Origin of the sequence: Providencia lanzhouensis (genome assembly GCF_050469745.1) — a bacterium.
In the GTDB taxonomy this organism is placed as follows: Bacteria; Pseudomonadota; Gammaproteobacteria; order Enterobacterales; family Enterobacteriaceae; genus Providencia; species Providencia lanzhouensis.
On the sequence record NZ_CP174123.1, the window covers coordinates 281,097 to 294,713 of the forward strand.

At 40.2% G+C, this 13,617-nt stretch carries 14 protein-coding genes; all 14 read right to left on the bottom strand.

From position 1 onward, the window contains the following. Positions 1-20: 20 nt before the first annotated feature. Entirely contained in the window at positions 21-692 is a 672-nt protein-coding gene (locus ACIH2S_RS01290) for a fimbrial biogenesis chaperone (RefSeq protein ID WP_036948517.1), read from the bottom strand. 59 nt (positions 693-751) lie between these two features. Further along, positions 752-1,282, bottom strand: a complete 531-nt coding sequence (locus tag ACIH2S_RS01295; RefSeq protein ID WP_036948519.1) for a fimbrial protein — start codon at positions 1,280-1,282, stop codon at positions 752-754. Positions 1,283-1,876: 594 nt separating this feature from the next. Continuing rightward, positions 1,877-2,197 (bottom strand): helix-turn-helix domain-containing protein, encoded by a 321-nt coding sequence (locus ACIH2S_RS01300; RefSeq protein ID WP_036948522.1) that lies wholly within the window; start codon positions 2,195-2,197, stop codon positions 1,877-1,879. A 31-nt stretch (positions 2,198-2,228) separates the two neighbouring features. Next, complete coding sequence (locus ACIH2S_RS01305) at positions 2,229-2,501, bottom strand: helix-turn-helix domain-containing protein (protein ID WP_036948525.1); 273 nt, start codon at positions 2,499-2,501, stop codon at positions 2,229-2,231. A gap of 272 nt (positions 2,502-2,773) precedes the next feature. Further along, positions 2,774-3,268: a fimbrial protein gene (locus ACIH2S_RS01310; RefSeq protein ID WP_036948527.1), complete on the bottom strand. Its 495-nt coding sequence runs from the start codon at positions 3,266-3,268 to the stop codon at positions 2,774-2,776. A gap of 9 nt (positions 3,269-3,277) precedes the next feature. Next, positions 3,278-3,784, bottom strand: coding sequence for a fimbrial protein (locus ACIH2S_RS01315; RefSeq protein WP_036948530.1), 507 nt, complete (start codon positions 3,782-3,784; stop codon positions 3,278-3,280). A gap of 9 nt (positions 3,785-3,793) precedes the next feature. Next, positions 3,794-4,813, bottom strand: a complete 1,020-nt coding sequence (locus tag ACIH2S_RS01320; protein WP_430247959.1) for a fimbrial protein — start codon at positions 4,811-4,813, stop codon at positions 3,794-3,796. Continuing rightward, positions 4,804-7,293: a fimbria/pilus outer membrane usher protein gene (locus ACIH2S_RS01325; RefSeq protein WP_430247960.1), complete on the bottom strand. Its 2,490-nt coding sequence runs from the start codon at positions 7,291-7,293 to the stop codon at positions 4,804-4,806. Before ACIH2S_RS01325 ends, ACIH2S_RS01320 begins: the two co-directional genes overlap by 10 nt. A 24-nt stretch (positions 7,294-7,317) precedes the next feature. Further along, a complete protein-coding gene (locus tag ACIH2S_RS01330; RefSeq protein WP_036948534.1) occupies positions 7,318-7,989 on the bottom strand; it encodes a fimbrial biogenesis chaperone in 672 nt (223 codons plus the stop codon). A gap of 75 nt (positions 7,990-8,064) precedes the next feature. Continuing rightward, positions 8,065-8,595, bottom strand: a complete 531-nt coding sequence (locus ACIH2S_RS01335; RefSeq protein WP_036948536.1) for a fimbrial protein — start codon at positions 8,593-8,595, stop codon at positions 8,065-8,067. Positions 8,596-9,064: 469 nt separating this feature from the next. After that, positions 9,065-9,328, bottom strand: coding sequence for a helix-turn-helix domain-containing protein (locus tag ACIH2S_RS01340; protein ID WP_108478719.1), 264 nt, complete (start codon positions 9,326-9,328; stop codon positions 9,065-9,067). A gap of 179 nt (positions 9,329-9,507) precedes the next feature. Continuing rightward, entirely contained in the window at positions 9,508-10,956 is a 1,449-nt protein-coding gene (glnG, locus tag ACIH2S_RS01345; RefSeq protein WP_430247962.1) for a nitrogen regulation protein NR(I), read from the bottom strand. 9 nt (positions 10,957-10,965) lie between these two features. Continuing rightward, positions 10,966-12,015 carry a nitrogen regulation protein NR(II) gene (gene glnL / locus ACIH2S_RS01350; protein ID WP_036948543.1) on the bottom strand — a complete coding sequence of 350 codons (1,050 nt, stop codon included), beginning with the start codon at positions 12,013-12,015 and terminating at the stop codon, positions 10,966-10,968. 164 nt (positions 12,016-12,179) lie between these two features. Continuing rightward, positions 12,180-13,589, bottom strand: a complete 1,410-nt coding sequence (gene glnA, locus ACIH2S_RS01355) for a glutamate--ammonia ligase (protein ID WP_036948546.1) — start codon at positions 13,587-13,589, stop codon at positions 12,180-12,182. Positions 13,590-13,617 lie beyond the last annotated feature (28 nt).

The window sequence follows — 13,617 nt, forward strand, 5'->3', positions numbered from 1 at the left end:
AAACCTAATTGCCATTAAGGCTATATTTTTATTTCCGCCGGATTATTGGCTGAGCCATAATCGTTGATCACTTCCCATTTAATGGTGCCGTGCAGTTCAGGGCTAATTAGTGAGAAAGACTTGCTGGAAAATGGTGCCACGTAAGAGACATCATTCACTTTTTTTCCATTAAAACTGATACTTTGGAAATTCATATAATAGGGGGTTGGGTTTTTGACGGTGATCGATTGACCGTCTTTTAACCAGGTTAATTTCTTCTGCTCTTCCAAAAAATCGACTTTACTAATGGCACTCGGGCGATAAATTAATTTCATCTGAGTTTTAAACGCGATTTTTAATGAGTTTTCTGTTTTCTTTTCAGTGGCTGGAATAGTTTTAATATTTAGCCAGAATAATGATTCTCTATCATTGGGTAGTGTATTTTGGGTTAAGAAAATACGTAATGTGTTGGTTTTTTCTTGGTTTAAACGAAAAAGTGGTGGCGTAATGGTAAAGTCCGTTTGCTTGCCTTCATTGGCATTTTCAATCCATGATTGAATTAAATAGGGCACTTTATCCGGATTTTCGACGCTAATACTGACATCCTTATTCCCTTCTGGATAAATTACGCGGGTTCCCCCAATAATCACACCGGCATAGGCCGACTGACTGAGCGCAAATAACATGATACAGACAGAGATAATTGTTTTCATATTGCCACCACTGGGTAAAAATAATTAAGGTTTATATCCGTATAAACCTTAATTAATCATTAGTTATAGTTAATTGTGAAGGTTGCTGTTGAATTCGCTAAACCGACGGTCACTGTGTCAGACATCGCAATATAACGCGCTGTAAAATCTAAGTTGTTCACAACGGTTTCTTGTAATGTGTATGGGCTAGAAGCGGTATACAGTGGGACAGTTAAGCCTTTAACGTCTTGAATTTGGATACCAACACCGGTTGCAACACCAGAGGTATTTGGATTAGTTAATTGAAGTACACTGTTGTTGCCTTCATAGGAAACACCATCAAATTTTACTGTTGCGGTGGTCACTGCCGCAGGGCAGTTTTCCAATTGGATAGTAAATTTAGTGGCAGCGGCGGTGCTACCTGTGCTTGGCAATGCCGTTCTAGAAACTTTCCCTAAATTTACTTGGATAGCATCTGAGCCCGCTGCAAGTTGACATGCGTTATCCGTAATTTCACCTGTGAAATTAATATCACCATCTTTAGCAAAGCTATTGGCAGAAATTAATAAGGTGCTCGTTGCAATTAAAGATGCAATGACGTGTTTTTTCATTTTTTACTCTCCGAAACTTAATTCGATATTCAATTTAATTGGGGGGGAATATATAAATTTGCTTATCTACTCAAAGCACGAGTATTTTGTGGCTATTTTTATAAATAAACAAGATGGGGGTATTTTGAATTTTAATAACAATATTTTTAATTTGTTATTACTAATTTTTATATAAACACATTATGCGCTAGCATTTGGTATCATTATTTAAATAAGGTGTTTTTATTGGGCTTCATTTATTTAAACTAAAGTAAAATAACAATATAAAACTAAAAATAATTATTTTATGATTTTAAACTATAAACTATCTCGCATATGGAGATTATTTAAACGTAAAATTTGAGGGGAGAATACGCTTTTATTATTAGTGACAAATATGTATTATCTAAAAATGAAAAATAAAACTTAACATTCTCAATAAGAATATCGAAATTAGTCTTAGGATGAGTATCTATACCGAAATAGCGTAAATGATTATAAATTTTAGTCTGTCATTAATGGGGGTTATTTTTGCTAATATTGGTCAGAGAGAAACTTTAAAAGGATACCTGCCAGTATCAATGATAAAAAAGATACCGGTAGGCGGCTTGAGTATTATTTAAACAGTGAAAAATCTTGTTCTGGTGAAATCAAAGATTCAGCCTGATAGCGACGACTGCGATCAGCCTTACAGACATAATTAAAACCATCTTCTTGTTCAGTGCCGTCACAGATTAATTCTATAATATCGATGTCTAAAATTTCAGCAATTGAATATAAGGTATCAACGTGAATACGCATATCGCCCAGTTCATGGCGGGAATGGTGTTGTTGGCTAATGCCCAGTAATTTGCTTAACTGTTGAATGCTCATATTTTGCTCTTTTCTGAATGAGCGAATGCGAGCGCCAACAATTTTGGAGGTGTTCTTTTTCATTATAATGACCAATATTGATTAAGTAAAAATACTATATATTTGGAGATCTTTTAAGACTCTGCTTTATTTTTTCCCTTTCACTTTCATTAAATAAAAAGAAGTCATTAATACTCGTATTGAAATAAATAGCATATTGTTTGAGCCGATCAATCGATATTCGATTATTCCCACGTTCATAACGAAGCTGTTGCTGTTCACTAATTCCAATCGATTGAGCTACAGTGAGTAGGGATAACCCTTTTTCTTTACGTAACTTTCGTATTTTATATCCAATAACAGCGGAGACTGGATAGCTATTTTCCATTAATTCACCTCTTTTTATTATTTGCGATATGTTAAATAAACTAACAGATGGCAAATGAATATTATTACCTCAAAGATATGTTTATCAGGTATTTAACTTGATATCTTGACTTAAATCACATCAATTAAAGTTATCCATTTTATATGGAGGTTAATAATTAAAATTTCAATTAGAGAATGCTATTTTCATCCTATTTATAATGTTTTTCATAATAAGAGCATTATATTAAGATTATCTTTAACGGATAACGATATGAATATCATATTCCTTTATTAAGGATATATAACGGAAAACTCTAAATGGCTTTTAAAATTTCCTGATATAAACATAGGCTGTAAACTTACCATTCTTGCCGATAGTGGAATTTCGGCACTTTTAGTGGCGCTATTGATAGCCACATCTACCATACTGCCATTTTTTATGGTGGCTTTATTGTTTGTCTGCGCGAGATGTAACAAGCTGCCTGTGGAACTACCTGTATTCACAAAATAGTTATTGTCGATGGCATCAGGTGTTCCATTAATACTGAATTTGGCATTTTTGGTTGTCACAGGGCAATCAACCAATTTAATAGAAAAATCCACCCATGGGCTTTGTGCAGGGTTACGGTAATTCCAACGATTTATCTTACCGAGCTCCACGTTATAACTGGTATTTTCAACTTTGCAGGGCATGGCAATCACATTGCCATGTACCTTAATATTGACGGTTTCTGCCATTGCAGGTAGCGCTAATAACCCCAATACACTGAATAAAAATATTTTCATTATTCGCTCCTATAGATAAGTAATGGTGGCAGTAATATTGGCGGATAAGGTGCCCGCGGTACCATTACCGAGTGAAGAAAATGCCCGTGTACGTAGGGGAACACTCACCAAAGGTTGCCCATTGGTGGGAACCGTTAATACCTTGGTATTGCCTAGCGGCGTTGCTCCGTCACCACTTTGCAGTTGAATGGCGATATTGGTGGCAGTGCCGCTGTTTTTATATAGGCTATTGATATCTGCGTTGTCAGCAATTCCTGCAAAGGAGAGCTTCACGCTATTAATAAAGGATGAGCAATCTTTTAATTCAATGGTAAACGGTTTCCAAGGTGAGGCGCCTTGTGCAGAAATAAAGGAATCTAAACCTATATTCGTAAGGTCAACATCAATATTATTTCCAGCAGATAAATTACAGGTTGCTGCTTTAATATTTCCGGTAAATTTTAAATAGACAGTATCTGCTGCGTAAGCTGTTATCGTTATATTCAAAAGTAGTAAGATAGCGAGCATTTTTTTCATTTTAACTACCTATTCATACGTAATATTGACTGTGGCGTTGGCATTTGCGATACCAGGTGTGACTGTTGCAGCCGTTTTAATATAACGAGCTTTCCAACCGAATATATAGTTGCCTTGGGCAGTGTTATCCCGCTGAGTAATTTGTTGATTCAATGTAATAGCTACTCCAGCATTATTTAATAACTGCACTGCAATACCGGTGGCTTTATCTATGCCTGTTAAGCCTATTCGGCCATTGGCTGCATCATCAATATTGTCTGAAGTGACAGTGACTTTAATATTTGTACCTGCAACACAAGATAATGAAATTGGAATATCAATATTATTACTTACATCTCCAATTTTATTAAATTTTGTATCAAACCAATCACCTAAATTTATATTAAAATTATTTGAACCATTTATTGTGCAACTAGCAACGGTAATACGAAAATTATTTGGAATGGCCAATTTACTGATGGTCTGTCTTCTGTCTATTGTGTAATCGAAAGTATAAAACTCAGCAAATGGACCCGCTTTGATAGTCTGTCCATTTGCATTACTTATAGGACCTGTTTTAATAATATAGACATTCCAGTTATACCCTCCAGGAATAGACATTTTTCCATTGGCATGAATAGGACTAGTTGTAAATGATACTGAATAACCGATAATATCCTTGTTCATTGGTGCTGCTCTTATACCTATTCCATTAATGTTTGTTTGAGCAATTTTATTGCTGGCATATTGATCCCAACCATTTAAATATTTAGAATTAAATGAAAAATTGCAGGTTCCTCCACTTAAGTAATAAGGATGGCCTACAGGATAAGTATAAACTTCGTAGCTTTTTAGTATCGTATTTACTGGTATCGACTCATCGGACTGTATAATAATATTATCTACGGGTAGGTAAACTGTTTTACCTAAATTAGAATTAGGTACACACCCTGCTGCATTTGCTAAAGAGTAAGGTAAGATAAATAAGGTAATGATGGTAACTAGTTTGTGTATCAATCTCTTCATTGTAAATATTCTCGCTATTGGCATACCGCCTCCGTTTTATATAAACCAATATAATTCGGTAATCCCGCTAAGTTATAATTCACCTGACACTGTTGCTTATCGTTATATTGAATGGTAAATGAACCACTCTCAGGCATTCCTGACAGATAAATTTCCCCATCATTACCGACCATCGCATTGAGCTGATTATTGCTTGGGAAAACTGCCTGCGCACCGAATGGCACTGGTTTGCCATCTTTAAAATGTAAGGTCATGATGGCGCGATAGCCCACATTGGCATTAAAGCTAGCTTTGGCAATTGCCCCACGGCTTGGCGCCACGTTCTGGGTGGTTAACTCCATTTCGGTATCATCTGGCAATTTACTGGTATCAATTTGGATACCATTGCTGCGATATGCAGTGACATACGGCACTAACGCATAGCCTTGCCCGTTAGTTTGAATACCAGTTTGGTTCAGAATAGGGACATTAGCCGCATCGGGAATTTCCACCAATGCCGCAGTTTCACCCAGTTGCTGACCGAGAACTACCCCTCCGGAATGGGCGACAACACTGCCGCTAGCACCGTAGTACAGGTTGTAATTATTGGTGCTGTAACCCGTACCCCCAGTGACTTCTCCATATTGTCCACGGTAGCTAGCATTTAAGTTACCGGAAGCCCCAGAATCGCGGGTTGGGAAGTTTTGCTGAGCACTCCAGTTCAAGCGATTATCCAGTTGCGTTGCTGAAACTCCCATGCTGCCCGAGGAGCCATTGCTACTGCTGTTTGTGCCGTTAAAGTTGTAATAGAAAGTGCTATCAAACAGGCTAAATGGCACACTCACCGTAAAGGCAAACTGGTGGTCATCGTCTTTATTGCGTCCATCGTAGTTATTTGGGTTGGTGTTTTTGTTATAGCTATAATTCACCCCATAGCTAATGTCGTTCCAGCTATTGTTATAGCCAATAGTTGTAGACTGCGTTTTGCGATCACTATTCCAGTAATCCTCGCTCACAAAGCCGACAGATAAGGAACCCCTGCCGTCCCCTAAGCTTTGGCTAAGGGTAATTTCTCCACGGTTACGGCGGCGCTCATGCAATGCGGTAAATGCTTCTTTTCGATAGCCATCAAATACTTCCGACAAGCTATAAAACCCTTTAGTGGAATAACGATAGCCCGCTAAGGCGATGTTGGTGCCAATATCATTCAGGTTTTTGTTATAGCGAAAACGGTAGGATTGTCCGCTCTCTTTTTCACCGTTACTGAGGGTCGAACTGGCGTGGGTGACATCGATAGATAACGCACCAAATCGCCCTAAGTTTTGCCCTGAACCGATAGAGTAAGCCTGATATTTGTCACTGACTTGGCTACCACCAAACAGAGTCACCCCCCAAGGCAGCCCGTAAGTCAATGCAAATTGGGCAAAGGTTTTTTTATCTACGCTACTGTCATAACTGCGGTATTGCCCGCCTGTCACGCTATAGGAGAGATACCCTTCACGTTGTAAAACCGGTAAAGAGGCAAACGGAATAATTTGGTACTGTTCACTACCGTTGGCTTCTTTAATCGTAACGTGTAAATCACCACTCCCCCCTGTAGGGTAGAGATCGTTGATTTCGAACGGACCCGCTGCCACATCGGTTTGGTAAATGGTGTAACCGTTTTGACGAATGGTGATCTGTGCATTACTGCGCGCGATACCCCGTACCACTGGTGCGTACCCACGTAGGCTTTCTGGATTCATATCATCGTCAGTGGAAAGTTGTACCCCACGAAACGGCACACTGTCGAAAATATCGGACGGTGATGAGCTGTCTCCAAGGATCAGCTGACTTTTTATCGCATTGATATTACGGCTTAAATAGGTATATACCGTGTCCCACTTATTGCGTTGTCCATCGCTACTTTGCCACGTGGTGTAGTTGCGCAGACGCCACGGACCGATATTCAGCCCCGGGCGCAAGTTCACATAGTTGGAATTGCTGCTGTTATTATCATTTTTACGATCGATACTGCGCGAGCCGTTATAGCTGTAATTGAGTAACAGGGCAGTGATCCCATTGTCGATCGCCGCGAGATCCACATAGCCGCGCGGGTTCATGTTCAATGCAATCTGCGGAATGCTTAAATAAAGGCGCTGAGAACCAAATTCAAACTCACTTTTGGCATCAGGAATCGCAGACAAATTAATACATTGGTTACCTGCGACTTGCAGCTCAGGGTATTCCCCGACTTTAACCCCAACATCTTTCAGGTCAGAGAGCGTTAAGCAAGGCTCCAGTTCATTATTTTTATTGGTGGAAAAGCTAACGCTTTTTGAGCCAATCAAGCTCTTATTAATGTAGATGTCCACATAATATTTACCCGGTAACTGTTCATTACGCTCAAACTGTTCTAAGTCCACGGATTCTTTATTCGGTAGCTCAAGAAATTCAGGATCAAAATAGGTGTCCGTTTCTGCCGAAGATGTCGCAATATAGCCTAGAGATAAAAATAGGCTAAGGCATATTTTATTTATTTTCATAGATAAACCTAACTATCCTTAAGGCTATATTTTTATTTCTGCTGGATTATTGGCGGAGCCATAATCATTAATCACTTCCCATTTAATGGTTCCATGTAATTCAGGATTGCTAATATTAAAACTTTTCTCTGAAAATGGTGCGACATAAGAAATATTTTCTGCGCTCTTCCCATTAAATTTAATACTCTGGAAATTCATATAATAAGGTGTAGGGTTATTCACCGTGATTACTTTACTGTTTTTCGACCATTTAAGTTTTTTTTGCTCTTCATGAAAATCGACATTCGTTAATGAATCAGGACGATAAATTAATTTCATTTGAGTTTTGAATGCGATCTTTAGTGAGTTTTCTGATTTTTTCTCTGTTGCAGGAATTGTTTTTACATTTAACCAGAATAAAGATTCTCTATCTTTTGGTAGAGAGTCTTGGGTTAGAAATATTCGTAAAGCATTTGTCTTTTCTTGGTTTAAACGAAAAAGTGGTGGCGTAATAGTAAAGTCCGTTTGCTTACCTTCATTGGCATTTTCAATCCATGACTGAATTAAATAAGGTATTTTATCTGGGTTTTCCACACTAATACTCACGTCTTTCTTTCCTTCAGGATAAATGACGCGGGTACCACCAATAATAACACCGGCATTGGCTGTACTGATAAATGTGAAAAAAAAGATAAAAATAGTAATTATTGATTTCATATAGCCACCACTGAGTTATAACAAAACAAAAAATAAATCACTAAGGCTTATATCCCTATAAACCTTAAATTGAAATTAGTTATAATTAATTGTGAATGTTGCCGTTGAGTTTGCTAAACCAGCACTGACAGCATCAGACATCGCAATATAACGTGCAGTAAAATCTAAATTATTTACAACTGTTTCTTTTAGTGTGTACTCATTGGATTCTGTATATAAAGGAACAGTCACCCCTTTAGCATCTTGGATCTGAATACCAACATCTTTAGCAATTCCAGATGCTCCCGCATTGGTTAACTGCAGAACGCTGCTATCACCTTCATAAGAAACGCCATCAAATTTTACCGTTGCAGTGGTTACTGCGGCAGGGCAGTTTTCTAATTGAATGGAAAACTTAGTGGCAGCAGCAGTACTACCAGTACTGGCTAATGATGTTTTAGAGACTTTACCTAAGTTCACTTGAATCGCATCAGAACCGGATGCTAACTGACATGCGTTATCGATAATTTCGCCTGTGAAATTAATATCACCATCTTTGGCAAAGCTATTAGCAGAAATTAATAAAGTTCCTGTTGCAATTAACGATGCAATAATCTGTTTTTTCATTTTAACTCTCCGAACTGAGTTCGATATAAATATAATTTCGTGAATGTTTTTCGCTTGTGAATTAAAGCTTAAGTATTTTGTGTTTGTTTTTATAAATAAACAAGTTTGTGTTTTTTTAGATTTTAAATTTCATCTTGAGTTACGGTTATTTATTTTTGTTTTAAATTCACTATACGGGTGGGGTTTTTATTTAGGTTAATTTGGAAAATTGAAATATTAATAATTTCAATTTCAATGTGAATTGAAAATAAAAATTAAATGTCAGGATTTATTTTAGAGTGCGAGATTGTACAAAAACACGCTTTATGGGTTGGGAGAGTGAGATTTTATCGTAAATGTAAAATATTGATGGCAGGTTTTGACATAAAACAATATTCTTATTTATACATTGATTTATTTTTTATGAAGTTAAATCATCCTATTTCAATCATGAAATAAGATTGGTCTATTTGCGTATATCTTATAGTGACTACTTTTTATTAAGATAATGTAAAATAAATTTCTTCTCCGCTTCACTAAATATAAAAAAGCTTAATAAACTAATCTCAAAATAGTCGGCGTATTGTTTTAGTTTATCGACGGGAATTCGTGCCTTTCCTTTTTCATATTTCAGCTGTTGAAATTCGCAAACACCAATTTCATCAGCTAGTTCTTTTAATGACAAATGATGATATTCACGGATTAGTGTTATTTTATGTCCAATAATTTCGGATATTGTATGGTTTTCGCTCATAGGAAACCCTCAATGACGGTATATTGACAGATGATGGTTATCGAGCATCGATATTCAATTAGTGCGGCTTTTTGATGATATTTTATTGATAATCAATATTAACCAATGAAAAGTTAACACGTTTTTTCGCGTGTTAACCTAATTAAATCATAGCTGCTAGATGGTGAGCTTTCTAGAAATTAATCTTCGATACCGAGCTCTTTTAATTTTCGCGTTAGGGTATTTCGACCCCAGCCTAATAAGCGAGCTGCTTCTTGCTTATGTCCGTGGGTATATTTGAGGGCGCAATTGAGCATGGTTTTCTCTAATAACGGCATGGCGTTATTAAATAAATTTTGCTGGCCGGCGTTCAGTGCGGAGTCAGTCCATTTTTCTAATAGATCAAACCACGCAAGGTTAGGATCTTGAGAATGGATGGCGGATGAAGCAGGATCTTTCGCTGACTTGTTGGATTCTTGCTTATTAAATAGATCGCTTGGTAAATCTTGCGGAAGCACCTCTTGGCTAGCTGCCATCACGGTTAACCAACGACAGACGTTCTCCAATTGGCGCACATTTCCCGACCAAGAATAGCGTTGAAGAATTTTAATGCTGTCAGGGTGCAGAACTTTGCTTTCTACCCCTAACTCCTTGGCGGTATTTTGCAAAAAGTAATGGGCCAGACGAGGAATATCTTCAACGCGTTCCCGTAATGGCGGAAGCTGTACGCGGATCACGTTCAGTCGATGGAACAAGTCTTCGCGGAATAATCCTTCTTCCACGCGTTTTTCTAAGTTTTGGTGCGTTGCGGCGATAATCCGCACGTCAACCTTAACAGGGGTATAGCCACCAATTCGATAAAATTGCCCTTCAGCCAGTACCCGCAATAAGCGCGTTTGCACATCCAGAGGCATGTCACCGATTTCATCGAGGAATAGTGAACCTCGATTAGCTTGCTCAAAGCGCCCTTGGCGAACTTGGGATGCGCCTGTAAAAGCCCCTTTTTCGTGACCAAATAGCTCAGATTCAATTAAATCTTTTGGAATAGCCGCCATATTTAAGGCGATAAAAGGCTCATTAGCACGTGGGCTGTGTTGATGCAACGCGTGGGCAACGAGCTCTTTACCCGTTCCAGATTCCCCGTTGATAAGTACACTAATTGAGGAGCGGGAAAGACGCCCAATGATCCGATACACCTCCTGCATAGCAGGGGCTTCGCCGATCATCGTTGACGAAATCACCGCGGCTTGCGGTTTATCGCTAGCAGCATTGTTTTGTTCACGGCTGTGGTTTAGTGCGCGCTCTACTAAGGCGACGGTTTCATCGATATCAAAAGGCTTAGGGAGATAGTCAAAAGCGCCAGATTGATAAGCGTTAACGGCGGCATCTAAATCGGAATGCGCGGTCATGATAATAATCGGCAGTAATGGATGGGACTGTTTTAGCTGGCTGAGTAAAGCGAGTCCGTCCATGCCCGGCATACGAATATCGGAGAGCAATACGTCAGGGACGTCATTGTTGAGGGCGGCAAGCACCGCATCGGCGCTGTCAAAACAGGTGCAATTAAGTTCGGCACTGTTGAGCGCTCGCTCTAGTACCCAGCGGATTGAACTGTCATCGTCAACAACCCAGATTTTTCCCTTCTGCATGGCTATCTCCTATTTTTTGATGGGTAGATAAATAGAAAACTCGGTGTGACCCGGCCAACTGTTAAACTCAATTTTCCCCGCATGTTGATCCACTAGACTGCGCGCGATAGATAAGCCTAAGCCAGTGCCATCAGGGCGACCGCTGACCATCGGGTAAAACAGCGTATCTTGGATAGCGAGTGGAATACCGGGACCGTTATCTTCAATATCAATCCGCGCAGCCAGCTTATAGCGCTCCCCTTGCAGCATCACTTGGAATGCGGTGCGCGTGCGCAAAGTGATGGTGCCACCCGTATCGCCAAGTGCTTGCAAGGCGTTACGCGTGATATTGAGCAGCACTTGCTCTACTTGGTCTGGGTAGTATTCCAGATCGGGAAGGCTTGGGTCGTAATCGCGAACCAGCGTGATATTGTCTGGTTTTTCTAACCCGACTAAGCGCATCACATTTTCCACACTATGATGGATACTTTGCTCGGTTTTCGGTCCCGGATATTGAGGTCCTAATAACCTATCGACTAAGGCACGTAGGCGATCGGCTTGCTCAATAATCACTTGGGTATATTCATTTAGCTGCGGGTCGGGCAGCGCCTTAGACAATAATTGCGCCGCACCACGTAATCCACCCAATGGGTTTTTGATTTCATGGGCAAGCCCACGGATCAATTCACGGGCAGCAAGCTGCTGGGCATTTTGCGCTAACTCTTGGCTAAGGCGTCGCTGGCTATCCAATTGGGACAGCTCGACAAGAATAAATTGGTCGGATAAAGGCTGAGCACTTAAAGACATCATGTGAGAGTGGTTATTAAGCACCAGAGTCACTTCGTTTTCGGTAAAACTGTGGCCGGTTTTGAGGCTATTGAGCATCTGTTCATCATTTAATGAACAATAGTTGAATAGTAACGGGAGCGGGGTGCCATAGAGCTTACGGGGGCTTTGTGCCAAAATTTGTAAGGCGGCATGGTTGGCATAATGAATGACTAAATCGTAATCCAGCACTAATACGCTGTTAATTAAGGAATCGAGGAGATGTTCGGGGACAGGTAAATGCTCGGCTTTCATGTAATATTGCTCCTGCACTATTTTGGTGCATTATACGTTATTTACTGATTAACCGATACGTCGAAGCCAATATTTGCTGTTTATCACTCGGTGCAGAGAAAAGGCCCCATCCAAAGATGGGGCAAGTGCTTCACGGCAACAAAGACTATCAGTGGAACGGCGTGTTACGCACTGTAGTACATTTCAAATTCGAGTGGGTGTGGTGCCATACGAACGCGTTGGATATCAGCACGCAGTAATTCGATGTAAGCGTCGATAGCATCGTCAGTAAATACACCACCACGAGTTAAGAACTCACGGTTTTTATCCAGTTCAGCCAGTGCTTCTTCTAAAGAACCCGCCACTGTTGGGATCTCTTTGGCTTCTTCTGGCGGTAAGTCATACAGGTTTTTGTCCATCGCATCGCCTGGGTGGATCTTGTTGATGATGCCATCAAGACCTGCCATTAACTGAGCAGCAAACGCTAAGTATGGGTTAGCCGCTGGGTCTGGGAAGCGAACTTCGATACGACGTGCTTTCGTGCTTGCAACCACTGGGATACGGATAGAAGCAGAGCGGTTACGTGCAGAGTAAGCCAGCATTACTGGTGCTTCAAAACCTGGGACTAAACGTTTGTAGGAGTTAGTCGTTGGGTTAGTGAATGCGTTCAGTGCGCGAGCGTGTTTGATGATACCGCCGATGTAGTACAGCGCCATCTCAGATAATCCGCCGTATTTATCGCCTGCAAATAGGTTCACACCACCTTTAGATAAAGACATGTGGCAGTGCATACCGGAACCGTTATCACCAACTAATGGTTTTGGCATAAAGGTCGCAGTTTTGCCGTATGCGTGTGCAACGTTATGGACAACGTATTTGTAAATTTGAGTCTCATCCGCTTTTTTGGTCATGGTATTAAAGCGAGTTGCGATTTCGTTTTGACCTGCAGTTGCCACTTCATGGTGGTGAGCTTCAACCACTAAGCCCATCTCTTCCATCGTGGTACACATAGCCGAACGTAAATCTTGTGATGAGTCTACTGGTGGTACTGGGAAGTAACCGCCTTTCACTGCTGGACGGTGACCTTTGTTACCGCCTTCGTATTTAGTGCCAGTGTTCCATGCGGCTTCGATATCATCGATGTGATAGTAGCTGCTGTGCATGCTGTTGCCGAAGCGAATGTCATCGAACACGAAAAATTCTGGTTCAGGTCCAAATAACACCATATCCGCAATGCCGCTAGAACGCAGGTAATCTTCAGCACGTTTAGAGATAGAGCGGGGGTCGCGATCATAACCTTGCATAGTGCCTGGCTCTAAAATGTCGCAACGAATGATTAAGGTATTATCGGCGTAGAATGGGTCTAACATTGCGGTAGATGCATCAGGCATTAATACCATGTCAGACTCGTTGATGCCTTTCCAGCCACCGATGGATGAGCCATCAAACATTTGACCTTCTTCAAAGAAGTCTTCGTCAACTTGATGAGCAGGGATAGTGATGTGTTGCTCTTTACCTTTTGTATCAGTAAAACGCAGATCAATAAATCTAACATTGTGCTCTTCGATTAACGATAAAACATGTTTAGCGGACATTCTCGGCTCTCCTGGTCGGGTCTAATCA

Coding starts and splice junctions, on each gene's coding strand:
- glnG (WP_430247962.1), bottom strand. CDS start 10,956: ATGCAGAAGGGAAAAATCTGGGTTGTTGACGATGACAGTTCAATCCGC.
- ACIH2S_RS01300 (WP_036948522.1), bottom strand. CDS start 2,197: ATGAAAAAGAACACCTCCAAAATTGTTGGCGCTCGCATTCGCTCATTC.
- ACIH2S_RS01310 (WP_036948527.1), bottom strand. CDS start 3,268: ATGAAAATATTTTTATTCAGTGTATTGGGGTTATTAGCGCTACCTGCA.
- ACIH2S_RS01330 (WP_036948534.1), bottom strand. CDS start 7,989: ATGAAATCAATAATTACTATTTTTATCTTTTTTTTCACATTTATCAGT.
- ACIH2S_RS01295 (WP_036948519.1), bottom strand. CDS start 1,282: ATGAAAAAACACGTCATTGCATCTTTAATTGCAACGAGCACCTTATTA.
- ACIH2S_RS01315 (WP_036948530.1), bottom strand. CDS start 3,784: ATGAAAAAAATGCTCGCTATCTTACTACTTTTGAATATAACGATAACA.
- ACIH2S_RS01305 (WP_036948525.1), bottom strand. CDS start 2,501: ATGGAAAATAGCTATCCAGTCTCCGCTGTTATTGGATATAAAATACGA.
- ACIH2S_RS01325 (WP_430247960.1), bottom strand. CDS start 7,293: ATGAAAATAAATAAAATATGCCTTAGCCTATTTTTATCTCTAGGCTAT.
- glnA (WP_036948546.1), bottom strand. CDS start 13,589: ATGTCCGCTAAACATGTTTTATCGTTAATCGAAGAGCACAATGTTAGA.
- ACIH2S_RS01340 (WP_108478719.1), bottom strand. CDS start 9,328: ATGAGCGAAAACCATACAATATCCGAAATTATTGGACATAAAATAACA.
- ACIH2S_RS01290 (WP_036948517.1), bottom strand. CDS start 692: ATGAAAACAATTATCTCTGTCTGTATCATGTTATTTGCGCTCAGTCAG.
- ACIH2S_RS01335 (WP_036948536.1), bottom strand. CDS start 8,595: ATGAAAAAACAGATTATTGCATCGTTAATTGCAACAGGAACTTTATTA.
- glnL (WP_036948543.1), bottom strand. CDS start 12,015: ATGAAAGCCGAGCATTTACCTGTCCCCGAACATCTCCTCGATTCCTTA.
- ACIH2S_RS01320 (WP_430247959.1), bottom strand. CDS start 4,813: ATGCCAATAGCGAGAATATTTACAATGAAGAGATTGATACACAAACTA.